This is a genomic window from Nocardia yunnanensis, from assembly GCF_003626895.1.
Classification (GTDB): domain Bacteria; phylum Actinomycetota; class Actinomycetes; order Mycobacteriales; family Mycobacteriaceae; genus Nocardia; species Nocardia yunnanensis.
The window spans coordinates 794530-818280 of sequence record NZ_CP032568.1; the positions used below are offsets into that span (position 1 = coordinate 794530).

23 protein-coding genes are annotated in these 23751 nt (G+C 67.6%); 12 read left to right on the forward strand and 11 right to left on the reverse strand.

Annotated features, from left to right (window positions below; all coding sequences use genetic code 11):
- Positions 1–98: 98 nt before the first annotated feature.
- Positions 99–1127: a DUF8017 domain-containing protein gene (locus D7D52_RS03735; protein ID WP_120735068.1), complete on the reverse strand. Its 1029-nt coding sequence runs from the start codon at positions 1125–1127 to the stop codon at positions 99–101.
- 52 nt (positions 1128–1179) lie between these two features.
- Positions 1180–2145 (reverse strand): metallophosphoesterase, encoded by a 966-nt coding sequence (locus D7D52_RS03740; protein ID WP_120735069.1) that lies wholly within the window; start codon positions 2143–2145, stop codon positions 1180–1182.
- Between the two features lie 83 nt (positions 2146–2228).
- On the opposite strand from D7D52_RS03740, the gene D7D52_RS03745 reads away from it, so the two are divergent.
- On the forward strand, positions 2229–2693 hold the full coding sequence (locus tag D7D52_RS03745) for a GatB/YqeY domain-containing protein (RefSeq protein WP_120735070.1): 465 nt from the start codon (positions 2229–2231) through the stop codon (positions 2691–2693).
- A gap of 67 nt (positions 2694–2760) precedes the next feature.
- Here the strand turns inward: D7D52_RS03745 and D7D52_RS03750 are convergent, their stop codons facing one another.
- Positions 2761–5127, reverse strand: a complete 2367-nt coding sequence (locus D7D52_RS03750; protein WP_246023624.1) for a penicillin-binding protein — start codon at positions 5125–5127, stop codon at positions 2761–2763.
- Positions 5128–5428: 301 nt separating this feature from the next.
- Here D7D52_RS03750 and D7D52_RS03755 point away from each other — a divergent pair, with 301 nt between their 5' ends.
- Positions 5429–5752 carry a WhiB family transcriptional regulator gene (locus tag D7D52_RS03755; RefSeq protein ID WP_033089817.1) on the forward strand — a complete coding sequence of 108 codons (324 nt, stop codon included), beginning with the start codon at positions 5429–5431 and terminating at the stop codon, positions 5750–5752.
- A 151-nt stretch (positions 5753–5903) separates the two neighbouring features.
- On the opposite strand, the gene bagB is transcribed toward D7D52_RS03755, so the two are convergent.
- Together bagB and bagA are read right to left on the reverse strand one after the other, a co-directional pair.
- Complete coding sequence (gene bagB, locus D7D52_RS03760; protein ID WP_120735072.1) at positions 5904–7085, reverse strand: ATPase BagB; 1182 nt, start codon at positions 7083–7085, stop codon at positions 5904–5906.
- 2 nt (positions 7086–7087) lie between these two features.
- A complete protein-coding gene (gene bagA / locus D7D52_RS03765) occupies positions 7088–8110 on the reverse strand; it encodes an ATPase BagA (RefSeq protein WP_120735073.1) in 1023 nt (340 codons plus the stop codon).
- A 116-nt stretch (positions 8111–8226) separates the two neighbouring features.
- Here bagA and sp36 point away from each other — a divergent pair, with 116 nt between their 5' ends.
- The 3 genes from sp36 to D7D52_RS03780 all read left to right on the forward strand — a co-directional run bounded on the left by sp36 (position 8227) and on the right by D7D52_RS03780 (position 9829).
- Complete coding sequence (sp36, locus tag D7D52_RS03770) at positions 8227–8391, forward strand: Sp36 family protein (RefSeq protein ID WP_120735074.1); 165 nt, start codon at positions 8227–8229, stop codon at positions 8389–8391.
- A complete protein-coding gene (locus D7D52_RS03775; RefSeq protein WP_120735075.1) occupies positions 8391–8900 on the forward strand; it encodes a RidA family protein in 510 nt (169 codons plus the stop codon). Before sp36 ends, D7D52_RS03775 begins: the two co-directional genes overlap by 1 nt.
- Before the next feature lie 122 nt (positions 8901–9022).
- Positions 9023–9829: an MBL fold metallo-hydrolase gene (locus D7D52_RS03780; protein WP_120735076.1), complete on the forward strand. Its 807-nt coding sequence runs from the start codon at positions 9023–9025 to the stop codon at positions 9827–9829.
- Positions 9830–9975: 146 nt separating this feature from the next.
- On the opposite strand, the gene D7D52_RS03785 is transcribed toward D7D52_RS03780, so the two are convergent.
- Together D7D52_RS03785 and D7D52_RS03790 are read right to left on the reverse strand one after the other, a co-directional pair.
- Entirely contained in the window at positions 9976–10650 is a 675-nt protein-coding gene (locus tag D7D52_RS03785) for a Crp/Fnr family transcriptional regulator (RefSeq protein WP_019044571.1), read from the reverse strand.
- Positions 10651–10923: 273 nt separating this feature from the next.
- Positions 10924–11166 carry a hypothetical protein gene (locus D7D52_RS03790; protein WP_033089361.1) on the reverse strand — a complete coding sequence of 81 codons (243 nt, stop codon included), beginning with the start codon at positions 11164–11166 and terminating at the stop codon, positions 10924–10926.
- Positions 11167–11431: 265 nt separating this feature from the next.
- On the opposite strand from D7D52_RS03790, the gene nth reads away from it, so the two are divergent.
- The 4 genes from nth to D7D52_RS03810 are packed head-to-tail and all read left to right on the forward strand — an operon-like array spanning position 11432 to position 14710.
- Positions 11432–12139, forward strand: coding sequence for an endonuclease III (gene nth / locus D7D52_RS03795; RefSeq protein WP_246023951.1), 708 nt, complete (start codon positions 11432–11434; stop codon positions 12137–12139).
- On the forward strand, positions 12136–12795 hold the full coding sequence (locus D7D52_RS03800) for a TlpA family protein disulfide reductase (RefSeq protein WP_120735078.1): 660 nt from the start codon (positions 12136–12138) through the stop codon (positions 12793–12795). Before nth ends, D7D52_RS03800 begins: the two co-directional genes overlap by 4 nt.
- Positions 12792–13520 (forward strand): NUDIX hydrolase, encoded by a 729-nt coding sequence (locus D7D52_RS03805; RefSeq protein WP_120735079.1) that lies wholly within the window; start codon positions 12792–12794, stop codon positions 13518–13520. The genes D7D52_RS03800 and D7D52_RS03805 overlap by 4 nt, the downstream gene beginning before the upstream one ends.
- A complete protein-coding gene (locus D7D52_RS03810) occupies positions 13517–14710 on the forward strand; it encodes a MarP family serine protease (protein ID WP_120735080.1) in 1194 nt (397 codons plus the stop codon). Before D7D52_RS03805 ends, D7D52_RS03810 begins: the two co-directional genes overlap by 4 nt.
- Positions 14711–14786: 76 nt before the next feature.
- Here the strand turns inward: D7D52_RS03810 and D7D52_RS03815 are convergent, their stop codons facing one another.
- The 4 genes from D7D52_RS03815 to acs form a co-directional block, all read right to left on the reverse strand.
- Positions 14787–15752 (reverse strand): alpha/beta fold hydrolase, encoded by a 966-nt coding sequence (locus tag D7D52_RS03815; protein WP_120735081.1) that lies wholly within the window; start codon positions 15750–15752, stop codon positions 14787–14789.
- A gap of 23 nt (positions 15753–15775) precedes the next feature.
- Complete coding sequence (locus D7D52_RS03820) at positions 15776–16291, reverse strand: phage holin family protein (RefSeq protein WP_120735082.1); 516 nt, start codon at positions 16289–16291, stop codon at positions 15776–15778.
- Positions 16292–16332: 41 nt separating this feature from the next.
- Positions 16333–17559, reverse strand: coding sequence for a Na+/H+ antiporter NhaA (nhaA, locus tag D7D52_RS03825; RefSeq protein ID WP_120735083.1), 1227 nt, complete (start codon positions 17557–17559; stop codon positions 16333–16335).
- A 391-nt stretch (positions 17560–17950) separates the two neighbouring features.
- Positions 17951–19900, reverse strand: a complete 1950-nt coding sequence (gene acs, locus D7D52_RS03830; RefSeq protein WP_120735084.1) for an acetate--CoA ligase — start codon at positions 19898–19900, stop codon at positions 17951–17953.
- 317 nt (positions 19901–20217) lie between these two features.
- On the opposite strand from acs, the gene D7D52_RS03835 reads away from it, so the two are divergent.
- The 3 genes from D7D52_RS03835 (at position 20218) to D7D52_RS03845 (ending at position 23748) form a co-directional block, all read left to right on the forward strand.
- A complete protein-coding gene (locus D7D52_RS03835) occupies positions 20218–21813 on the forward strand; it encodes a peptide ABC transporter substrate-binding protein (RefSeq protein ID WP_425464607.1) in 1596 nt (531 codons plus the stop codon).
- 62 nt (positions 21814–21875) lie between these two features.
- Entirely contained in the window at positions 21876–22802 is a 927-nt protein-coding gene (locus D7D52_RS03840; RefSeq protein WP_120735086.1) for an ABC transporter permease, read from the forward strand.
- A complete protein-coding gene (locus tag D7D52_RS03845; protein WP_120735087.1) occupies positions 22795–23748 on the forward strand; it encodes an ABC transporter permease in 954 nt (317 codons plus the stop codon). Before D7D52_RS03840 ends, D7D52_RS03845 begins: the two co-directional genes overlap by 8 nt.
- Positions 23749–23751: the final 3 nt, after the last annotated feature.

A 23751-nucleotide genomic window follows, 5' to 3' on the forward strand; every position in this document is an offset into this window, starting at 1 on the left:
TGTCGTCTTGTCCGGATCGATGTTCCGATCGTCGGTTCCCATCGTCGGACCCCCTGTCTGACGAGTAGTGCTCGATGTGCCGAGTGGTGCTGCGGCCCTTACTGAATCGGGCGGATGCTGGCGAGGATCTTCTTCGCCGTCGCCGCGTCCACCGCCTGATTCACCCCGGTGTCGGCGGCGATCGTGAACACGAACGCGCCGTTGTCGCCGGGGAAGGCGAAGGTGTAGACCGAGTAGGTGGAGGCGCAGCCCGCCGCCGCGGCGGAGACATTCCCCTTGGTCTCGAGATAGATGCCCTGCAACTGGCCGTCGGCGGACTGGAACGATTCCGGTGCACCCGCCGTCGCCCCGGTCGAGGTCGACCAGCCGATCCGACCCAGCCGAGTCCCGATATCGGCCGCCGCCTTCCCCGGATCCGCCTCATCGGACTGGGTCAGGAAAATGTTCGTGCGCACGTTCTGCGGGCAGTAGTCGACGCCGTCCTGCGCCAGCCCGGCCACCGGAATCGCGTCCGTGCCCGAGCCGAAGGAACTCTGCCCGGTGCGGTCCACCGTCCAGGTCGGCGGAATGTCGTACGCCGCACCGTTATCCGGGATCGTCACCACCTGATACCCCGGAATCACCGCCGCCGGGGTGCTGGTCGGCTTCGCGCCGGTGGTCTTGGTCGGACGATTCGACGGACCCGGTTTGGCGGTGGTCGAGGTGAGCGCGCTGATCAGCGACGGCGTGGTCTTCGACTGTGCCGACGGGTCATCGGCACCCCGATGCACCAGCGCCACGGTGGTGACCGCAGCGACGATCGCCAGCACCAGCACGCCCAGGCCGACGAACAACCAGACCTTGCGTTTGCCGCCACCCGGCGGCGGGGGACCGTATCCGGGCGGCTGCTGACCGTATCCGGGCGGCGGACCGCCGAAAGCCTGGGTGGGCGGATACTGCGGCTGCCCGTACGCCCCACCGGTGAGCGGGGCTGTCGGCTGCCCGTAGCCGGGCTGATTCCACGCCGGATTCTGTTGCGGGGCAGGCTGATAAGGCTGCGGAGGCTGCCAGCCGGCATCCTGACCCGCCGCGCCCTGCCACCAATCCGGATTCGGCTCCGCCCGGCCCGGCTCGTTTCCACTGGTCACGGTTGCCCCCTGACTGACGACTACATACCGCGATGTATATCGCGGCGGGCGCTCACCGCGCGACAGCCTCCGACGACGCGGTACGGCCGCGCCCCGACTCGGCGGCCGGTTTCTTCGGCGGAGCGCCGACCAGCGTCAGCAGGGTCGCCTCCGGCCGGCAGCAGAACCGGTACGGCGCCCACGGCGAGGTGCCCAGACCCGCCGACACGTGCAACCGGGTGTGCGCGCCCCAGCGCGAGGCGCCCTTGACCCGGGCCCGGTCGATACCGCAATTGGTCACCAGCGCACCGAAACCCGGCAGGCACAGCTGCCCGCCGTGGGTGTGGCCCGCCAGCACCAGGTCGTAACCGTCGGCGGCGAACCGGTCCAGCACGCGCGGCTCGGGGGAGTGGGTGAGCCCGATGCTCAAGTCCGCCAGCGGATTCGGCGCACCCGCGACGGTGTCGTAGCGGTCCCGCTTCAGATGCGGATCGTCCACGCCCGCGGTCGAGATCTTCACCCCGGCGACCTCGAGATCGCGGCGCACATGCGTCAGATCCAGCCAGCCCCGCTCGGTGAACGCGGCCCGCAGATCCTGCCAGGGCAGCGGATCACCGAAGACCCGCTTGTGATCCTTCTTGAAGTACTTCAGCGGATTCTTGGGCACCGGCGCGAAATAGTCGTTCGAGCCGAAGACGAAAATGCCGGGGCGAGCGAGCAATCCGCCCAGCGACTGCACCACCGCGGGCACCGACTTCTGATGCGAGAGATTGTCGCCGGTATTGACCACCAGGTCCGGCTCCAGCCGGTCCAGCTCGCGCAGCCAGGCCTGCTTCAACTGCTGGCCGGGCATCATGTGCAGATCGCTGATGTGCAGCACGCGTAGTGAGGGCTTGCCCGGCTCCAGCACCGGCAGCGTCGCTTCCCGCAGCGTGAAGGCATTGCGCTCGATCAAGGTCGCGTATCCGATGCCGGCGACCGCGGCCCCGGCGGCTCCGAGGGCGGCACGGCTGAGAGCGGAGGTCGAGAAGACGGGCATTTGCCCAGAATAGGCGACCCGGCGGAGAAACATCGAGTCAAATGAGCTGGACCACGATAGAAGTCCCTCGTACCGTGTCGCTCATGTCGGAACTCAAAACCCAGCTGCGCTCGGATATGACCACCGCGATGAAGAGCAAGGACACGCTGCGCCTGGGCACCCTGCGCATGCTGCTGTCGGCGATTCAGACCGCCGAGGTCGCCGGGCCCGAGGCGCGTGAGCTCTCCGATTCCGAGGTCGTCGCCGTCCTGCAGAAGGAGGCGAAGAAGCGCAACGAGGCCGCCCTCGTCTACGAGCAGGCCGGGCGCGGCGAACTGGCCGCCAACGAGCGCGCCGAGGAACAGATCATCGACGAGTACCTGCCGACCCAGCTCACCGACGCCGAAGTGGCCGACCTCGCCGACACTGCCATCGCCGAGGTGGCGGAGGAGATCGGCGAACGGCCGGGCATGAAGCAGATGGGGCAGGTCATGAAGCGGGCGAGCGCCCTCGCCGCGGGACGCGCCGACGGCTCGCGGATCTCGGCGGCGGTGAAGGCCCGGCTGTGACGCCCCGCCGATAGGCGAAACAGCGAAAAGCCCGGAGTGAGAATCTCACTCCGGGCTTTTCTTCGGCTTACCGCGGGATCGGGATCGGAATCGGGATGGGCGGCAACTGCGGCAGCGTGATCCCCGGCAGCCCCGGCACCGGCGCGGGTGGCGCGTTCGGCGCGGGCGCCGGGATCTGACTGCCGTCGCTCACGTACAGCGTGATCACCGACCCCGGAATCGCCGAACCATTGGGTGAGACGTTCATGACCGTCCCCTTGGCCGCGCCCGGCTGGGTGGTCACCGACACCTGGAACCCGGCCGCCACCAGACGCGAGGTCGCCTCGGTCTGGTTCATGCCGATCACGTCCGGAATCTGCGAATTGTTCGATCCGCGAACGTACTTGTCGTCCAGCGGCGGCAGCGCCGGCGGCGGGAACCGGTCGAGCACGTTCTTCATCGCGCCCAGGTAGGTGCGAGCCGGCTCGTTACCGCCGTACAGGTCGCCGCTGCCGCAATTGCGCAGCGGGAACGAGCAGATCTCGCCCGGCGTCGTGGTGTCGCCGTAGATGTACGACGAGCCGGCGAAGCCGTTGGTGAACGCCAGGAACGCCGAGGACCGGTGGGTCTCGGTGGTTCCGGTCTTGGCGGAGGTCGGAATGTTCCAGCCCACCGCGTGCGCCGACCCGGCCGCCGTACCGCTCACCACGTCCTGACTCAACGCGTTGGCGAGGGTATTGGCCAGCCCCGGATCCACCACCTGCTCACACGCCTGCTGGGTCAGCGGGACCGACTTGCCGCTGCGGTCCACCACCTCCTTGATGGGGGTGGGCGGGCACCACTTGCCGCTGGAGGCCAGCGTGGCCGCCACATTCGACAGTTCGAGCGGGTTGATCGCGACCGGGCCCAGCGTGAACGAGCCCAGATTCTGATCCTTGATCATGTCCGCGAGGCTCTGCGCGCCGTGGCCGGACGTGCCCGGCTGGGTGTAGGAGCGCATGCCCAGCCGCACCGCCATATCGACGGTCGGGGACACCCCCACGGCCTGAATCAGCTTGACGAAGGCCGTGTTCGGCGAAGTCGCCAGTGCCTGCGTCACCGACATGGAGCCCGCGTAGTTGCCCGCGTTCTTCACGCAGTAGGTCTCCGCCGGACAGCCCGGCGTGCCCGAGTTACCCATGCCCTTGGCCTGGAAGGTGGCCGGAACGTCCAGCGTGGCATTGATGCCCAGGCCCTTCTCCATGGCCGCGGCCGTGGTGAAGATCTTGAAGATCGAGCCCGCGCCGTCGCCGACCATCGAATACGGCTGCGGCTGCACGGTCTGATGGGCGTTCGCGTCCAGCCCGTAGACGCGGCTCGAGCCCATGGCCAGCAGCGGATGCGAATCCTGGCCCGGGGCCACGATATTCATGACCTCGGCGATGTCGTCCAGATTCGGGTTGGTGTTGGCGGCCAGCGAATCACGCACCTGGTCCTGGACCGCCGGATCCAGGGTGGTGCGAATCAGGTAGCCGCCCTTCTCGAGCTGGTCGCGGCTGATGCCCGAGTTGTTCAGGTACTGCATGGCGTAGTCGCAGAAGAAGCCGCGATCGTTGGCGGCGATGCAGCCGCGCGGCAGGCTCTTGGGCTCGGGCAGCACGCCCAGCGCCGTCTCCTTGGCCTTGCGGTACTCGTCGGCGCGGTTGGGCACGTTCTGGATCAGGGTGTCCAGCACGGTGTTCCGGCGCTCCAGCACGCCCGTGGGATTGGTGTACGGGTTCAGCTTGGAGCTGGACTGCACCATGCCGGCCAGCATGGCCGACTGCGGCACGTTCAGATCCTTGGCGTCCACGCCGAAGTAGGTCTGCGCGGCGTCCTGGATGCCGTAGGAGCCGTTGCCGAAGGGCACCAGGTTCAGATACCGGGTGAGGATCTCGTCCTTGGTGAGCCGCTTGTCCAGCGTCAGCGCCATGCGGATCTCACGGATCTTGCGGGCGGGGGTGGTCTCGGTGGCGGCCCGGCGTTCGGCGTCGGTCTTGGCGACCACCAGCAGCAGGTAGTTCTTCACGTACTGCTGGTCGATGGTCGAACCGCCCTGCGACACCTGGCCGCCCGAGGTGTTGGTCAGGAACGCCCGGAAGGTGCCCTGCCAGTCCACGCCGTGGTGGTCGGCGAAGCGTTTGTCCTCGACCGAGACCAGCGACAGCTTCATGTCGTTGGAGATCTTCTCGCTGGGGACCTCGAATCGGCGCTGCTCGTAGAGCCACGCGAACGGTGTCCCGTTGGCGTCCACCATGGTCGAGACGGCGGGCACATTGCCCTCGACGAGTTCGGCGGAGACATTGTCGACGGCGTCGGCGGCTCGGTTGGAGATGAACCCGAAACCACCGGCCAGCGGGAACAGCAGTCCGGCGAGCAAGACGGCGGCCAGGACGCAGCTGCCGGCCAGTCTCCAGAGCGTTCGTGTGATCGGCACGAGCCCTAGCCTAATTGGCCTTTCGGACACTCGGCGTTCGCCCGCCCGGGTGTCCATTCGCCCGGAAAGGTACGGACTGCCCGGTTCCATGCAACGAATGCGTGGACGGACGTACCAGAAAATCTCGGGACGGTCTTGCGCAGGCCATGCACCTTTACCTAGATTGAGAACCCAGTGTGATAGAGCTAACACTCAAAGTGGAATGTGGTGCAGAACGCAGTGGGGTTGGGTAACTGTGCGCTGCACTCGCGATTCTGGAGCGCCGTTGACTCGGTGTTCGGACTGCAAAGGGGCACACCAAATGCACATGACTACCCCGATCGCTCGATTGGACGTGGAGCAGGCCGAAGCGAGAATCGCCTGGGTTTCCCAGGCCCGATGCAAGGAAGTGGATCCCGACCAGCTGTTCGTGCGTGGTGCCGCGCAGCGTAAAGCGGCAACCATCTGCCGGCACTGCCCGGTGCTGATGGAGTGCGGGGCGGACGCCCTGGACAATCGCGTCGAGTTCGGAGTGTGGGGCGGCATGACCGAGCGGCAGCGCCGTGCGCTGCTCAAGCAGCATCCGGAGGTGACGAGTTGGGCGGACTTCTTCCGCGTCCAGCGATCACAGAAGGTAGCGATGTAACCGAGTATCCCCGGTAACTGAGTTCCTCACGAACGATTTGCCCAGATCCCCCCTATAAGCAGAACGGATCGAGCCCGCGGCAGCGGGCTCGATCCGTGTCCGGGGTCGGATCGGGCAAAAGTCGCACTTGGGTCGAAAGACCTCGGGCGTGTCAGGCGGACTTGGCGGTGCCGGCCTCGGCCAGCTGATCACCCACCGCGCGCAGCGCCTCAAGATCCGCGACCTCGAACGGCAGCGCGGTCACCGCGACGATCGGCACGCTCGGATGCGCGCCCGTGAAGCGGTGCAGCAGATGCTGTTCCCGCTTGGCGGTCGCGGCCCGATGGGCGTGAATGCGCAGCACGGCCGCCGCCACCGTCTCCGGCGTCTCGGGTGCGTCGTCGGGATTGGAGCCGTTGCCGGAGGTCTCGGGGGCCAGCCGGTCCGCGGCCACCTGCGCCTGCTCGGCCGAGAGCGAACTCAGCACCGGATGCGTCCGATTGAGCACCAGACCCGCCAGCGGCATCTTGTCGGTGGACAGGCGATCCACGAAGAAACTGGCCTCGCGCAAGGCATCCGGCTCGGCCGCGGCCACCACCACGAAGTGGGTGCCCGGCCGCGACAGCATGGCGTAGGTGCGGTCGGCGCGATCCTGGAAACCGCCGAACATGGACTCCAGTGACTGCAAGAAGACGCTGGCGTCTTTGAGCAACTGCCCGCCGACGATGGTCGAGACGCCGCGCAGCGCCAGGCTCATGGCGCCGGCGACGAGCTTGCCCACGCCCCGGCTCGGGGCCATGATGACGCGAATCATCTTGCCGTTGAGGAAGTTGCCCAGCCGCTTCGGCGCATCCAGGAAGTCCAGGGCGTTGCGCGACGGCGGGGTGTCGACCACGATCAGGTCCCACTCCCGCTTGGCCGCCAACTGCCCCAGCTTCTCCATCGCCATGTACTCCTGGGTGCCACCGAAGGAGGACGCGACGGTCTGGTAGATCGGGTTGGCGAAGATCTGCTCGGCCTTCTCCGGATTGGTGTGCTCGAGCACCATCTCGTCGAAGGTGCGGCGCATGTTGAGCATCATGGCGAACAGTTCGCCCTCGGCCTCGGGGCCGAGTTCCACGCGCTGCGGCACGTTTCCGAGATCGCTGACCCCCAGCGACTGCGCCAGCCGGCGCGCCGGGTCGATGGTCAGCACCACCACCTTGCGGCCCGATTCGGCCGCCCGCAGCGCGATCGCCGCGGCCGTGGTGGTCTTGCCGACCCCGCCGGAACCGCAGCACACCACGATGCGCGACGCCGGATCGGCGATGATCTTCGAAATGTCCAGGGGCACAGTGCCTGCCGGAACGACCATGACTAGCGAACCCCCTGCGCGCTCAAGACTTCGGCCAGCTCGTAGAGCCCGCCCAGATCCATGCCCTCGGCCAGCGACGGCAGATACAGCCGCGAGATGTCGACCGCCGACAGCTCGGCGGCGCTCTCGTCCTGGGCGGCCAGCCGGGCGGAATGCTCGACCGCCTCGGCGACCAGGCCCTGGAAATCGGCCTCCGACAGCGTGATTCCGGCCTCGGTGAGCCCCCGGCGCAGCACGTCGAGGTCCACGTCGCCGGTGGCGGCGCGCTCGCGCACCGAGCGCGGCAGGTAGCCCTCCCCGGTCCGGTTCACGATCACCGTGCCGATATTGAGGTCGTTGGCGGTGAGTTCGGCGATGGCGTCGGCGGTTTCCTGCACCGGCAGCGCCTCCAGCAGGGTGACCAGGTGAATCATGGTCTGCGGCGAGTGCAGCAGCCGGGACACGCCCTCGGCCTGCGAGGCGATCGGGCCGCCGCCGGCGATTTCGGCCATGGCCTGGGTGACATCCAGGAAGCTGGCGATGCGACCGGTCGGGGGTGCGTCGATGACGATCTCGTCGTAGGCCGGCTTACCGGTCTTCTTGTCGAGCCGCACCGCGCATTCCTTGATCTTGCCGGTGAGGATGACGTCGCGCAGGCCCGGCGCGATGGTGGTGACGAACTCGATGGCCCCCACCCGTTTCATGGCGCGGCCCGCGAAGCCGAGGTTGTAGAACATGTCGAGGTACTCGAGGAAGGCGTGCTCGACGTCCAGCGCCAGCGCGTACACCTCGCCCCCGCCGTCCGCGGCTGCGATGCGAGTCTCGGTGGGCGGCAACGGCGGCAGATCGAACAGCTGGGCAATGGACTGTCTGCCCTCGACCTCGACCAGCAGCACGCGGCGCCCACCCGCCGCGAGTGCCAATGCCAGCGCCGCCGCGACCGTCGACTTACCGGTCCCGCCCTTGCCGGACACATAGTGCAAGCGCGCCTTGTCCGCACGCTCCGGCCACCCTGCTTCGACCCCCGGCTCAACCGAAACGGGCACTGCTATCGGTACTCCCACGCTCGCGAGCCTATAACTCGTTCTGGAATCCTGCCCAGAGGCACGACGAACTGTCTGATACACCACTGTCTCTTGCGGTCGAGGCTAGTCTCACCCCCATGAGTGAACTGACCGTGTGGGAGTACGCGACGGTGCCCCTGCTGACCCATGCCACCAAGGCCATTCTGGACCAGTGGGGTTCCGACGGCTGGGAACTCGTCACGGTGCTGCCCGGCCCGACCGGCGAGCAGCATGTCGCCTACCTGAAGCGGAAGAAGCAGTGATGGATGCATCGCGGAGCGATTCCGTCGGGGGCGGTGGTGGGGCGACGGGGCGGGCGGGCTGGCAGGAGAATCTGGCGAAGCTCGGTCTCGAGCTGCCTCCGGCTCCGCCGCCGGTGGCGGTGTACGTGCCGGGCGTGCGTACCGGCAATTACGTCTACACCTCCGGGCAGCTGCCGTTCGTGAACGGTCAGCTACCGCTGACCGGCAAGGTCGGCGCGGAGCTCACCGTCGAGCAGGGCGCCGAGATGGCCAAGCTGGCCGCGCTCAATGCCCTTGCGGTGGTGCACGATCTGGTCGGCCTCGACAATGTCGTGCGCATCGTGAAGGTCGTCGGCTTCGTCGCCTCCGCGCCCGGTTTCAACGATCAGCCGCTGGTCATCAACGGCGCGTCGGAGCTGCTGGGCGAGGTGCTCGGCGAGGCGGGCGTGCACGCGCGCTCCGCGGTCGGCACCTCGGAACTGCCCAAGAACACCCCGGTCGAGGTCGAACTCATCGCCGAGGTGCGGTAGTCCTCGCGGATGGGATCGGGGGCTTCGGCCCCCGAATCCCCGGTGAAAGCGCTTGGCGCACAATCGAAAGCGCGGTGCGTGCAGCGATGGACGTATCACCTTCGGTGTATTAGGACATAGAGATGACGCTCACCCATCCCGCGTATGAGCAACTGCGGCAAGTGACTCCGTCCGCCGCCGTCGTGCTGGCCGACAATCCCAGCGGAATGACGTTGCAGGGCACCAACACCTGGCTGCTGCGCGCACCCGGCGCCACCGAATACGTTGTGGTGGACCCGGGTCCGAAGGATCGCGCGCACACCGAGGCGCTGGTGCGCGAGACCGGCGGCGAGATCGCGCTGATTCTCATCACCCATCGGCATGCCGACCACACCGGCGGCATCGACCACCTGGTCAAGGCCACCGGAACCCCGGTGCGCGCCAAGGACTCCGAATTCCTGCGCGGCTCGGGCACGGCGCTGACCGACGGCGAGGTCATCGAGGCGGCGGGGCTGCGCATCACCGTGCTGGCTACCCCCGGGCACACCGAGGACTCGCTCAGCTTCCTGCTCGACGGCCCCGACGGCGAACGCGCCCTGCTCACCGGCGATTCCGTGCTCGGCAGCGGCACCACCGTGCTGGAATCTCGCGACGACGCGCTCGCGGACTACCTGGACTCCCTGAACCGCCTCGTCGCCGAGGCCCCGGGCCGCCACCTGCTCCCGGCCCACGGCCCCGACCACGCCGACGCCGAACCGGTCATCCGCTACTACATCGCGCATCGCGAGGAGCGGCTGAACCAGGTCCGGGCGGCGTTGGAAAAGCTCGGCCCCAAGGCCGGATCGCTCCGGATCGTCGCCGAGGTCTACGCCGACGTCGACAAGCGTCTGTGGCCCGCGGCGCAGAGCTCGGTGAAAGCACAGCTGGCCTACATCCGTTCGCGGGGGTAGGGCCGGCGCGCCCGAATTCGTTGCCGGGGGTTCGGGGGCGAAGCCCCTGAGAATCCAAAGAGTTTGGTTCTCAACACACGACGAGGCGCGTCGTCACCGCTACGGGGGTGACGACGCGCCTCGTCGTATGTATATGCGTCCGCTGCCTAGCGAGCTCGGCGAGCGAGCCGCTCGGAGTCCGAGATGAGCACGCTCTTGCCCTCCAGCCGCAGCCAGCCGCGGTGCGCGAAGTCGGCCAGGGCCTTGTTCACGGTCTCGCGGGAGGCGCCGACCAGCTGGGCGATCTCCTCCTGGGTCAGGTCGTGGGTCACGCGCAGCGCGCCCGCTTCCTGGGTGCCGAAGCGCTGGGCCAGCTGCAGCAGCGCCTTGGCGACGCGACCCGGAACGTCGGTGAAGATGAGGTCGGCGAGGTTGTTGTTGGTGCGGCGCAGGCGGCGGGCGAGGACCCGCAGCAGCTGTTCGGCGATCTCCGGCCGCTGATCGATCCACGCCTTGAGGGCGTCCCGGTCCATGGTGACCGCGCGGACCTCGGTGACGGTGGTGGCCGTCGAGGTGCGCGGACCCGGATCGAAGATCGACAGCTCGCCGAACATGTCCGACGGACCCATGATGGTCAGCAGGTTCTCGCGACCATCGGGCGAACGGCGGCCGATCTTCACCTTGCCCGAGGTGATGATGTACAACCGATCGCCGGGTTCACCCTCGTTGAAGATGACGTGGCCGCGCGGGAAGTCAACGGGCTGCAGCTGTTTGGCGAGAGCCGCCACCGCGGTGGGCTCGACGCCTTGGAAGATGCCTGCTCTGGCGAGGGCCTCGTCCACGAATGTGCTCCTTATGGGAAATGGCTCTGTCCTGGACCGAAACGACTCGGCCGACAGTGCAGTCTACTTTGCAATACCGCCGGGTAGTGATAGACACCACGCGCCGAGCTCATTCTCGGACACGCGGAGTCCCAGTACGCGACACACAACGACGGTCTCGCGACACGCTTCACAATGAATCTACGACACGCCGTGAGACCGGCGTCATGAAGATCGAAAAAATGGTCCGGAGCCCCCTGGCTGCCGGACCATCCGACCAGCGATCCCGGGGGATCAGCTGGCCTGCGCGACGTCCATTCCCTTGGCGGCAGGCCGGGCGCGCCGCGGACGCGCCGCCGCGGCCGGCAGCCCCAGCTTGGTCAGATCGCTGACCTCGGCGTTCGTGGCTCGGTCGAGGTACTGCTGGACTTCGGGGTCGGGTTCGAGAAGCTTGCGAAGTCGATTCTCGACCCGTTCCATCACCAATGCGAACAGCATTAGCGCAATCGGAAACAGCACCACGGCGAGTCCCTGCATAGGCAGCAGTAAACACGCCGAAGGTCTCAGATGGAACACGGCGGGTGCTCAGCCCGGTTGTGGCGCAGGGGTGGTTCCGTAAGGTGGACGCGTGCGTGTCTCTGAATCCAACGCGGCCGTGAGCGGGGCAGACCCGGATAAATCGGGCGTGCTCAACGGTGTTGACGCAGCATCGGCCGCCGGTGCCGCCGACCCTGTCGATGTCACGGATGCGCCACGGTTTTCCCGCCCCGTCAAAGCCAACAAGCGCGCCAAAGAGACTCGGATCGGCCTGGTCCGGCGGGCGCGGCGGATGTACCGGGATATGACCCTGGAGTTTCCGGGGGCGCACTGTGAGCTTGATTTCACCACCCCCCTCGAATTGGCGGTCGCCACAATTCTTTCCGCGCAGTGCACCGACGTGCGCGTGAACCTGACCACACCGGCGCTGTTCGCGAAGTACCGCAGCGCCGCCGATTACGCCGGCGCCAATCGCGCCGAACTCGAGGAGTACATCCGGCCCACCGGTTTCTATCGGAACAAGGCCAATTCGCTGATCGGTCTCGGCCAGGCGCTGGTGGAGCGCTTCGACGGCGAACTGCCGGGCAACCTCGAGCAGCTGGTCACCCTGCCCGGCATCGGGCGCAAGACCGCGAACGTCATCCTGGGCAACGCCTTCGACGTGCCCGGCATCACGGTCGATACCCACTTCGGCCGACTGGTGCGGCGCTGGAACTGGACCGCCGAGGAGGATCCGGTCAAGGTCGAGCACGCCGTCGGCGAACTCATCGAGCGCCGCGACTGGACCATGCTCTCGCATCGGGTGATCTTCCACGGCCGCCGCGTCTGCCACGCCCGCAAACCCGCGTGCGGCGCCTGCCTGCTGGCCAACGACTGTCCTTCCTACGGAACGGGACCCACCGATCCGGTCGAGGCCGCCAAACTCGTCAAGGGGCCGGAGACCGAGCATCTGCTCGCCCTGGTGGGCTTGTGAGCGCCGACGCGGCGACGGGAAAGACCTGGTGGCGATGGGCGCTGGCGGCGGTGATCGTCGTCGTCGCGGCGGCCGTCGCGCTGTGGCCGCAGTTGAGCAAGGACTCCGCGAAGGACGCCGCCACCGGGTCGGCCACCGCGCCGCCGTCCGAACCGGCTGTCGCCGAGGCGGATCGCGCGGGTGCGGCGCTGACCGCGTGCCCGCAGCCGTCCGGCGCGCCCGTCGGCGACTCTCCGCTGCGCGGCATCACGCTGAACTGCCTGGCCGACGGCAAGCCCGTGGATCTGGTCGCGGCCCTGGCCGGCAAGCCCGCGCTGCTCAACCTGTGGGCCTACTGGTGCGCCCCCTGTGCCGAGGAACTGCCGCTGCTGCAACAGTTCTCGCGGCAGGCCGGCGACGCGCTCACCGTGCTGACCGTCCACAGCGATCAGGGCACGGCCAAAGCGCTGTCGCGGCTGACCGCGCTGGGTGTCCACCTGCCCGGCGTGCAGGATCCGGACGGCAAGGTGCGCACCGCCGTTCACGCCCCGGCCGTGCTGCCGATCTCGGTGCTGTTGCGCGCGGATGGCACCGTCGCGAAAGTCGTGGTACGTCCGTTCACCAGCGTGGAGGACATTTCCACCACCGTCGCGGCCGAATTGGGAGTGAGAGCGTGAGACCAGAGGCGTCCGCCAACGGGATTCCGGACTGGCTGCGCGGCGTCGCCGAGCACGATCCGGCCGATCCGACGGGCGTGAACCCGGTATTGCGCCGCAATGCCATGCGGCGCTTCGCCGCCGCCGCGACCCGGCCCCGCGATGCCGCGGTGCTGGTGCTGTTCGGCGGCTCCCCGGACGCGGATGCGGCTGCGCGCGGCGGACTTCCGGCCGACGCCGACGTGCTGCTCACCCAGCGCGCCGCCACGCTGCGGCAGCACAGCGGGCAGGTGGCGTTCCCGGGCGGCGGCGTGGAACCGCAGGACGACGGCCCGATCAGCACCGCTCTGCGCGAGGCCCAGGAGGAGACCGGCCTGGATCCGGCGAGCGTGGAGCCGATCGCGGTGCTGCCCAAGATCTTCGTGCCGCCGTCGCGGTTCGATGTGACGCCGGTGGTCGCCTACTGGCGTACCCCCGGCGAGGTGGGAGTGGTGAGCGAGACCGAGGCCGCGCGGGTGGTGCGGGTCCCGATCAGCGAACTCATCGATCCCGCCAACCGTTTCGTGGTGCGGCACCCGCTGGGCTATATGGGTCCGGCGTTCGCCGTGGACGGAATGCTGGTGTGGGGGTTCACCGCCGGCGTGCTCGCCGGACTGCTGGCGGTGTCGGGGTGGGAAACGGAATGGGACCATCACGATGTACGTGATCTGCAGGCCGCACTGGCCGCGGTAGGGATGACATTATGAGCGCCTCTGGCTGGCTCGACCTGGGAATCATCATTCTGGCGCTGCTGGCCGCCACCTCCGGGTGGCGGCAGGGCGCGGTCGCCTCGGCGCTGGCCTTCCTAGGCGTGATTCTCGGTGCGGTGGCGGGCATTCTGATCGCCCCGCACATTCTCGAGCATCTCAGCGAGGGCCGCACCCGGGTGCTGGTGGGCGTGCTGCTCATCGTCGCGCTGGTGATCGTCGGCGAGGTGGCGGGCATGGTACTGGGCCGGGCGGCCCGCGGCGGCATGCGCGATCCGTTCACTCGCAGCGTCGACAGCGTGGTGGGCGCGGGCCTGCAGGCGGTGGCGGTGCTGGCCACCGCGTGGCTGCTGGCGCTGCCGCTGACCAACTCCTCGCAGCCGGGAATCGCGGCCGCCGTCACCAACTCCCAGGTGCTGCGCAATGTGGACCATGTCGCGCCGGACTGGCTGCGGCGGGTGCCGACCGACTTCTCCAACCTGCTCAACACCTCCGGGCTGCCGGATGTCATCGGCCCGTTCGGGCACGTCCCGATCACCGCGGTGGATCCGCCCGACGAGAGCGTGCTGCATCTGCCGGTGGCCCAGCAGCTGCAGACCAGCGTGCTGCGCATCCGCGGTATCGCGCCCAGTTGCCAACGGCAGCTGGAGGGTTCGGGCTTCGTGGTGGCGCCGGAGCGGATCATGACCAACGCGCACGTGGTCGCGGGCACCAATACCGTCAACGTGGATACCGCGCAGGGTTCGCTGCCGGCCACCGTGGTGCTGTTCGACTCGAACAAGGATGTGGCGATCCTGGCGGTCCCGGGCCTGAAGGCGCAGCCGCTGACGCTGGCCCCGGCCGACGCCACCTCGGGGGAGAGCTCGATCGTGCTCGGCTACCCGGGCGGCGGCCGCTACACCGCCAGTGCGGCGCGCGTGCGCGAGACGCTGAACCTCAAGGGCCCCAATATCTACCGGGACAACGACGTCAAGCGTGAGGTGTACACGATCCGCGGTTCGGTGCGCGCCGGCAATTCCGGCGGTCCGCTGGTCGACACCGACGGCCGGATCCTGGGCGTGGTCTTCGGCGCGGCGGTCACCGACGACGACACCGGCTACGTTCTGACCCTCGACGAGGTCCGGCCCGAACTGGATTCCGCGGCAACCCAAACCGCGGCCGTCGGCACCGGCAGCTGTGTGCTGAGCTGAGAACGGCGACGGCCCCGGCGAATTCGATTCGCCGGGGCCGTTTCTCGTTTCGGGCCGGTGCCGCGTGGTGCTCGGTTCAGCCCAGCAGTTTCGCGATCTCCGCGGTCACCGGCTCCGGATTTTCCTGGTGCGCATAGTGTCCCGCGTCCGGGATCGGCACCACGCGGCGTTCCGGGGCCAGCCGGTGGCCGTGGCGGATGGTGCCGGGCAGGATGTAGTCGTCCTGCTCGCCGTAGAGGGCCAGGCAGGGCACCCGCACCGGCTCGGTCATGGCCGCCATGAAACGGCGGCCGTCGGGCCGCCACTGGCTGCGGAAGGCCCAGCGCTGATACTCCAGGGCAGAGTGCGCGACGCCGGGGACGCGGATGGCGGTGCGCATGCGGCGGGCGGTATCGGCGAATTCCGCGCTGGCCGACCACTGTTGGCCGACGCGCTCGCGCAGCATCAGTTCGATCTCGATGCCGTCGTCGCGGGTGAGCCGGTTCTCGGGGATGCGCGGCAGCTGGCAGTTCAGGAAGCTCGGCAGCCAGGCCGCGCGCTGCCGCCGGTCGCGCAGCACCGCCTTTTTCAGGACCACCGGATGCGGGGAGCTGATCAGCGCGATGGAGCGCACCACCCGCGGATGCAGCACCGCGGTCGCCCAGCACACCAGGCCGCCCTCGGCGTGACCGACCAGGGTGGCCTCGGTGTGGCCGAGCGCGCGGATCAGTCCGGCCACGTCACCGGCCAGCGTCCAGCCGTCGTAGCCGCGCGGTGGTTTGTCGCTGTCGCCGTAGCCGCGCAGATCCACCGCCACCGTCCGGAAACCGCGCGCCGCCAGCCCGGTCAGCTGATGCCGCCACGACCACCAGAAATCACCGAAGCCGTGCAGCAGCACCACCAGCGGGGTGTCCGGGTCGGCGAAGGCGGCCGGGGCGTTGGCGGTCCCGGCCGGCACGGCCTCCACCACGTGGAAGCGAATACCGTTGGCGTGCACATCCCGATGAGTCCACGGTCCGTCGTAGCGGACAGTGGACGGATCGGGAGGCGAATTCGACGACACGCCGAAGCAGCGTAATCGAAGGTCTAGGTCCGGGGCTTGTCGAGTTCGAGCGTGACGCTCGGGGCCGCCTCCGCGCCGTGGCCGAATCCACTGGGCAGCACGGTCTTCGCCTCCTTGAGCGATTCGATGGTCTTCTCCGGGGCGCGCAGTTTGCGCACCTTCAGATAACCCAGCAGCGCGAACGCCGCCACCGCCGCGATCATGAGCAGGAACACCACCAGGAACGCGGCCCAGCGGTACAGCCAGATATCGAGCAGTTCGGCGAGGAAGAAGAAAAAGAAGAAGGAGCTGAACAGCAGGATGGTCAGCGCCAGAATGAAGTAGACGCTGCCCTGCAGGCCCTTCTTGATCTCACCGGTCACCTCGGCCTTGGCCAGCTCCACCTCGGCGCGCACCAGCGTCGACATCTGCTCGGTCGCATCGCGAACCAGCGTGCCGAAGGTAGCCGACTGATGGGCGTCGACATCGGACAGCGGAATCGAAGTGACGGTGCGGGTGCGGTTCCCGTCGTAGCCGTTACCGCCCTGTGTGAAGCTCAATTGCTCGACCCTTCTCCATGTCCCGGTAGTACTGTCCGGTGTCACTCTTGACTTTGCAGCGCTCGCGCGTCCCGTCGTGCCTGGTGAGCACGCCCACGACGCAACAGTAGCGCCGAACCGGCCAGGGAAGCCGCCAAAGACGTGAGCAACACCGCCGCTTTCGCGAGTTCCGCCTCGCTGCCGTCGCCGACGTCTTCCAATGCCAGTTCTGCCACCAAGAGGCTAACGGTGAAGCCGATCGCACCCAGTACCGACAGGGCGAACATGTCCCGATAACCGAGATCACCGGGTCGTTCCGCGATGCCCAACCGCACCGCCAGCCAACTGGATCCGAAGATGCCGACCGTTTTACCGATCAGCAGACCCGCGATGACGGCCAGCGCCAGCCGGTCGGTGAACAGGTTCGAGAGCACCTTCGAATCCAGGGGTACCCCGGAAGCGAGCAATGCGAACAACGGGACGCACAACACCGCCGAGATGGGCTGGAAGAAATGCTCGAGCTTGGCGGCGGGCACGCAGTGCTCGTCCTCGTCCGGGTCGGGGCGAACCCGGGTGAGCAGTCCGCAGGCCACACCGGCCAGGGTGGCGTGGATCCCGGCCTCGTGCAGGGCGTACCAGGACAGCAGGCCCAGCGGTAGATAGATCAGCGGACTGCCGAGCCGGAACGTCTGCGCCAGCGCCCAGCCCGCGAAGCAGGCCACCGCGATCAGCAGCCACAGCATTTTCAGCGTGGTGGTGAACAGCACCGCGATCAGGATGATGGCGATCAGATCGTCAACCACGGCCAAGCTGAGCAGAAAAACCCGGGCACTGGCCGGAATCCGCGATCCGGTCATGGCCAGCACGGCCAGCGCGAACGCGATATCGGTGGCCACCGGAATCGCCCAGCCGCGATCCATGCCCTCCGCGCCCCAGCCGACCGCGGTGGCGATGAGCGCGGGCATCACCACGCCGCCGATGGCCGCCACGATGGGCAGGGTGGCGCGCTTGCGGTCGGCGAGCTCCCCGACCACCAGCTCGCGTTTGAGCTCCAGGCCGGCGACGAAGAAGAAGACGGCCAGCAGGCCGTCCTTGGTCCAGTCGGCCAGCGAGAGATCCAGGTGGAGGGCGGGAATCGCGAGCCGGGTGTCGATCATGGTGGTGTAGCTCGCGCCCCACGGCGAGTTCACCCAGATCAGCGCTCCGGCGGCCGCGATGAGAAGCAAAGCGCCGCCGAAGGTTTCGGTTCTGAGATAGCGGGCCAGCTCCGAGCGGACCTGAGCGATCACGGGTGCACCTTTCAGCCGTACGTTCGACGCAACTGCGGCGTGCACACCACAGACGGGATCACCGGCACCACCGCATGCCGACCAGACTTCCCGGCACACCTTTTGCGCAATTCTAACGGTTTGCCGGGAACTTCTTGATCACCGGACCGTCCCGCGCGGTCCCACCGCCTGATTTCCTGCCCCCGACAGCGGTTCTCCGATGGCCGAGAACCGTCACCCGCGCGGGGCCATCCCTCCGAGGCGAGCGTGCCGGGGCCCGAACGCTCGCCGCGTCCGGCGACTCACCGTCGGACCGTCTGCGCACGGATCCGTCCTTACACGCCCGCAGCCCCGTGACCTTCTGGTCACGGGGCTGCGAACCGTTCGTTGCTCCGTTCGAAACGGAAGCGGCTTACGCGTTTCCGGCGCGGATGGCCTCGAAGACGTTGGGGTCCACCAGGGTTGAGGTGTCGCCGAGTTCGCGGCCCTCGGCCACATCGCGCAGCAGGCGGCGCATGATCTTGCCCGAGCGGGTCTTGGGCAGCTCCGGCACCACGTGGATCTCGCGGGGGCGGGCGATCGGGCTGATCTCGCGCGACACCTCCGCCTTGAGTTCGGCGACCAGATCGTCACCGGTGTTCTTGGCCTCGGCGGTCAGGATCACGAACGCCACGATGCCCTGGCCGGTGGTGTCGTCGGACGCGCCCACGACCGCGGCCTCGGCGACCCCGGTGTGGCCGACCAGCGCCGACTCCACCTCGGCGGTCGAGATGCGGTGGCCCGACACGTTCATGACGTCGTCGACGCGGCCGAGCACCCACAGGTCCCCGTCCTTGTCGAGCTTGGCCCCGTCGCCCGCGAAGTACCAGCCCTTCTCGGCGTAGCGCGCCCAGTAGGTCTCGCGGTAGCGCTCGTTGTCGCCCCAGATGCCGCGCAGCATGGACGGCCAGGGGTGATCGAGCACCAGGTACCCGTTGGCCTCGGTCTCGCCCAGCTCGACCGGATTGCCCTCCTCGTCCACGACTTTCGCCGAGATGCCCGGCAGCGGGGTCATGGCCGCGCCCGGTTTGGCGTGCGTGACGCCCGGCAGCGGCGAGATCATGATCGCGCCCGTCTCGGTCTGCCACCAGGTGTCCACGATGGGAGTCTTGTTGCCGCCCACCACATCCCGGTACCAGCGCCACGCCTCCGGGTTGATCGGCTCGCCGACCGAGCCCAGCAGCCGCAGGCTCGACAGGTCGTGCGCCTGCGGAATCTCCCGACCCCACTTCATGAACGTGCGCACCAGCGTCGGCGCCGTGTAATAGATGCTGACACCGTACTTTTCGATGATCTGCCAGTGCCGGTGCTCGTCGGGGAAGTTCGGGGTGCCCTCGTACACGACCTCGGTGACCCGGTTGGCCAGCGGCCCGTACACGATGTAGCTGTGCCCGGTCACCCAGCCGATGTCGGCGGTGCACCAGTACACGTCGCGACCCGGCTTGTGGTCGAAGACGTAGTGGTGGGTGTACGCGGCCTGGGTCAGGTAGCCGCCGGAGGTGTGCAGGATGCCCTTGGGCTTCCCGGTGGTGCCGGAGGTGTACAGGATGAACAGAGGATGCTCGGCGTCGAAGGCCTGCGCCTCGTGTTCGGGGAAGGCCAGCGCGACGGTCTCGTCCCACCACAGGTCGCGGCCCTCCACCATCGGGGTGTCGAGGCCGGTGCGGCGGACCACGAGCACATGCTCGACGGTCGAATCGCCTTCGGCCAGCGCCTCGTCCACGGCGGTCTTGAGCGGGGCCGGCTTGCCGCGCCGCCACTGGCCGTCGGTGGTGATGACCAGCTTGGCCGCGGCGTCGTCGACGCGCTGGCGCAGCGCGCTGGGGGAGAAGCCCGCGAACACCACCGAATGCGTCAGTCCCAGGCGGGCGCTGGCCAGCATGGCCACGATCGCCTCGGGCACCATCGGCATGTAGATGGCGACGCGATCGCCCGCGACCAGCCCCAGTCCGGTCAGGTAGTTGGCCGCCCGCGACACCTCGGCCAGCAGATCGCTGTAGGTGAGGTCGCGCGAGTCGCCGGGTTCACCCTCCCAGTGGATGGCGACCTGATCGCCGTGCCCGTCGAGCACGTGCCGGTCCACGCAGTTGTAGGCGACATTGAGCTTGCCGTCGGCGAACCACTTGGCGAAGGGCGCGTCGGTCCAGTCCAGCACCTGGGTGAAGGGCTGATGCCAGTGCAGCCGCCGGGCCTGTTCGGCCCAGAAGCCCTCCCGGTCCGCGCCGGCCCGATCGTAGAGAGAGGCGTCGCCGTTGGCGGCCGCCGCGAACTCTGCGCTGGGCGGGTACGCGTCCAGGTGCTCGGCAGAGGAATCCGTGGTCATCTCGTCTCTTCTTCTCTCGCGTACAGGCCGCGCGGGGTGACGCCGGCCACGTTCGACCCTAACCGACATCTGACCTGCGCCGCGTTCGGCAGTCTCGATCGGTGGATGGTCGCGACCCAAGTTGGCAGAGTGACTATGAACGAACCGTGAATGTTGCTTGTTTGCTAACAAGCCGAACAATCCCGTTTCGATCCCCTGACAACACGCGTCCCGATGGTTAATGTCCGATTCACCCAAGGCGAATGGTCATAACCACTGGCGAACCCGGCGGTTGTCGCCTCTCGTCCTTCGCACTTCCTGGAAGCGGGAGAGAAGCGTTGAGAATCAAGACGATTACCGCGGTGATCGCGGCCGGAATCCTGGCCGCCGGACTGACGGTCGCAGGTTGTTCCTCGAGCGGTGGCGACAACACCGACCTCGTGCTCGTGAACGGCGGTGAGCCGCAACGACCTCTGGTGCCCACCGACGTCAACGAGAACATGGGCGGGCGCGTGGTCGACCGGCTGTGGGCCGGGCTGAAGTACTACGACGCCAACGGCACCGCCCGCAACGAGGTCGCGCAGTCCATCGACACCACCGACCGGCAGCACTACAAGGTCACCCTGAAGGACTGGAAATTCACCGACGGCACCCCGGTGACCGCCAAGTCCTTCGTCGACGCCTGGAACTACGGGGCGCTCGTCACCAACGGCCAGCTGCAGAACTCCGCCTTCACCGAGATCGCCGGCTATGACGACGTGCAGTCGAATCCGCCCAAGGCGCAGACCATGTCGGGCCTGAAGGTGCTCGACGATCACACCTTCACCGTCGACCTCAAAGAGCCGTCGATCGACTTCGAACTCGAGCTCGGCTACGCGCCCTTCTACCCGATGCCCGACGCCTTCTTCAAGGACCCCAAGGGCTTCGGCAACAACCCGATCGGCAACGGGCCCTACAAGTTCTCGACGTGGGAGCACAACGTCAAGATCGAGGTGCTGCCCAACCCGGACTATCACGGCGGCCGCCCGGCCAAGAACAAGGGCCTGCGGTTCGTCATGTACCAGAGCTACGACACCGCCTACGCGGATCTGTTGCAGGGCAACCTCGATGCCCTCGACATCATCCCCGACACCGCCCTGACCACCTACGAGAAGGACCTCGGCGACCGCGCCATCCACAAGCCCATCGCCTACAGCCAGCACATCGGCATCCAGTCGAACGTGCCGCATTTCTCGGGTGAGGAAGGCGTCCTGCGGCGCAAGGCGATCTCGATGGCCATCAACCGGGAACAGATCGCGCAGAACATCTTCCACGGCACCCGGGTGCCCTGCCAGGACTTCACGGCGTTCACGCTGCCCGGCTTCCGGCCCAACCTGCCCGGTTCCGACGCGCTGAAATTCAACCCGGACGAGGCGAAGAAGCTGTGGGCGCAGGCGAATACGATCTCGCCGTGGTCGGGGACCTACGAGATCGCCTACAACGCCGACGGCGGCCATCAGGCCTGGATCGAAGCGGTGGCCAACAGCGTCAAGAACACGCTCGGCATCGAGGCGGTCGGCGCGCCGTATCCGACGTTCAAGAACCTGCGCGACGTGATCACCGACAAGACCATCGGCAAGGCGTTCCGCTACGGCTGGCAGGGTGACTACCCCTCCATCTTCGAATACCTGACCCAGCTGTTCCTGACCGGATCCGGCAGCAACAACACGCTGTACTCCAACCCGGAATACGACCGGCTGCTGCATCAGGCCGAGGCAGCCGCCACGCCCGAGCAGGCCTACGACATCGCCGCCCAGGCGCAGACCGTGCTGTTCAAGGACATGGCCGACATCCCGGTCTTCGACTACAACGTGGCGGGCGGGCGCTCGGACAAGGTGAAGAAGGCCGAGATCACCTGGTCGGGTCTGTTCGACTTCGAGAACATCGAAAAGTAAACCGCCGCACCGGGGGTCGCGTGCGGATCTGCCGCGGCCCCCGCCGCTCATTGGAGTGAAACATGGCTTGGTATGTCGTGCGACGGCTGCTCCAGATGATCCCGGTCTTCTTCGGAGCCACGCTGTTGATCTACGCGATGGTCTTCCTGATTCCCGGCGACCCCATCCAGGCGCTCGGCGGTGAGAAGGGCATGAGCCCGGCGCTCGAGGCGTCCATCCGCGCGCAGTTCCACCTGGATCAACCGTTCATCGTCCAATACCTGGACTTCATCAAAGGCATCGTCACCCTCGATTTCGGCACCTCGTTCTCCGGCCGGCCGGTCCGCGACGAACTGGTCCGCGCCTTCCCGATCACCTTCCGGCTGGCCCTCATGGCGGTCTGCATCGAGTTCTTCTTCGGGGTGGCGTTCGGATTGGTCGCCGGGCTGCGCAAGGGCAAACTCTTCGACTCCACCATGCTGGTGCTGAGCCTGATCATCATCGCGGTGCCGATCTTCGTGGTCGGGTTCCTGGCGCAATACCTGCTCGGCATCAAATGGGGGCTCGCGCCGGTGACCGTCGGCGCCAAGGCGAGCTTCGGTGATCTGCTGGTGCCGGCGTTCGTCCTGGGCTCGCTGTCGTTCGCCTATGTGCTGCGGCTGACGCGAAACGCGGTGGCGGAGAACGTGTCCGCGGACTACGTGCGCACCGCCACCGCCAAGGGGCTGGGCCGGCCGCGGGTCATCGTGGTGCACATTCTGCGCAACTCGCTGATCCCGGTGGTCACCTTCGTCGGCACCGATCTGGGATTCCTGATGGGCGGGGCGGTCGTCACCGAGGGCATCTTCAACATCCCGGGCGTCGGCGGCACGCTCTACCAGGCCATCACCCGCGGCGAACCGCCCACGGTGGTGGCCTTCGTGACCGTGCTCATCGTGATCCTGTTGCTGACCAACCTGATCGTGGACCTGCTGTATGCCGCACTCGATCCGAGGATCCGCTATGCCTGAGCCCGTGGCCCATGAAATACGAAGCGGGCAAGAGCATTTCGTGGCTCCGCCAGACGAAGTGGAGGTGCTGGCCACCGACCGGGTCACCGAGACCGCGGCCCCGTCCAGCGTCTGGCGCGAGGCCTGGCAGCAGCTGCGGCGCAATCCGATCTTCCTGATCGCGGCGCTGCTGATCCTGTTCATCGTGCTCGTCGCCCTCTGGCCGTCGCTGTTCACCGGTCAGGATCCGCGCTTCTGCAGCGGCGATTTCAGCATGCACAAACCATCGAGCGGGCATCCGTTCGGCTTCGACAAGCAGGGCTGCGACATCTACGCCAGGACCGTCTACGGGGCGCGGGCCTCGGTGGAGACCGGGCTCGGCGCGACCCTGCTTTTCGTGCTGATCGGCGGCACGCTCGGCGCGCTCGCCGGATACTACGGCGGCCTGCTGGACGCGGTGATCTCGCGGATCGCGGAGATCTTCTACGCGCTGCCGCTCACCCTGGCCGCCATCGTGCTCATGCAGCTGCTGCACACCCGCACCGTGTGGACGGTCATGGTGACGCTGGCGTCGTTCAGCTGGCCGCAGGCCGCCCGCATCGCGCGCGGGGCGGTGATCCAATCCCGCAACAGTGAGTACGTGACGGCGGCGAAAGCCTTGGGGGTCTCCCGATTCCGGACCCTGATCCGCCACGTGCTGCCCAACTCGACCGGGCCGCTGATCGTGGTCAGCACCATCTCGCTGGGCGTGTTCATCGTCACCGAGGCGACGCTGTCCTACCTCGGGGTCGGGCTGTCGCGGCAGATCGTGTCGTGGGGCTCGGATATCGCGGCCGACCAGAAGGAGATCCGGACCTCGGCGATCCTGTTCTATCCCGCGACGGCGCTGGCGCTCACCGTGCTCAGCTTCATCATGCTCGGCGACGCGGTGCGAGACGCGTTGGACCCCAAGGCCCGGAAGAGGTGACGT

Bases quoted from the DNA above. Each gene is read 5' to 3' on its own strand.
- bagB (WP_120735072.1), bottom strand. From the start codon at position 7,085: ATGGTCGTTCCGGCAGGCACTGTGCCCCTGGACATTTCGAAGATCATC.
- D7D52_RS03840 (WP_120735086.1), top strand. From the start codon at position 21,876: ATGGCTTGGTATGTCGTGCGACGGCTGCTCCAGATGATCCCGGTCTTC.
- D7D52_RS03740 (WP_120735069.1), bottom strand. From the start codon at position 2,145: ATGCCCGTCTTCTCGACCTCCGCTCTCAGCCGTGCCGCCCTCGGAGCC.
- D7D52_RS03780 (WP_120735076.1), top strand. From the start codon at position 9,023: ATGACGCTCACCCATCCCGCGTATGAGCAACTGCGGCAAGTGACTCCG.
- D7D52_RS03790 (WP_033089361.1), bottom strand. From the start codon at position 11,166: ATGCAGGGACTCGCCGTGGTGCTGTTTCCGATTGCGCTAATGCTGTTC.
- sp36 (WP_120735074.1), top strand. From the start codon at position 8,227: ATGAGTGAACTGACCGTGTGGGAGTACGCGACGGTGCCCCTGCTGACC.
- acs (WP_120735084.1), bottom strand. From the start codon at position 19,900: ATGACCACGGATTCCTCTGCCGAGCACCTGGACGCGTACCCGCCCAGC.
- D7D52_RS03745 (WP_120735070.1), top strand. From the start codon at position 2,229: ATGTCGGAACTCAAAACCCAGCTGCGCTCGGATATGACCACCGCGATG.
- D7D52_RS03755 (WP_033089817.1), top strand. From the start codon at position 5,429: ATGCACATGACTACCCCGATCGCTCGATTGGACGTGGAGCAGGCCGAA.
- D7D52_RS03810 (WP_120735080.1), top strand. From the start codon at position 13,517: ATGAGCGCCTCTGGCTGGCTCGACCTGGGAATCATCATTCTGGCGCTG.
- D7D52_RS03775 (WP_120735075.1), top strand. From the start codon at position 8,391: ATGGATGCATCGCGGAGCGATTCCGTCGGGGGCGGTGGTGGGGCGACG.
- D7D52_RS03845 (WP_120735087.1), top strand. From the start codon at position 22,795: ATGCCTGAGCCCGTGGCCCATGAAATACGAAGCGGGCAAGAGCATTTC.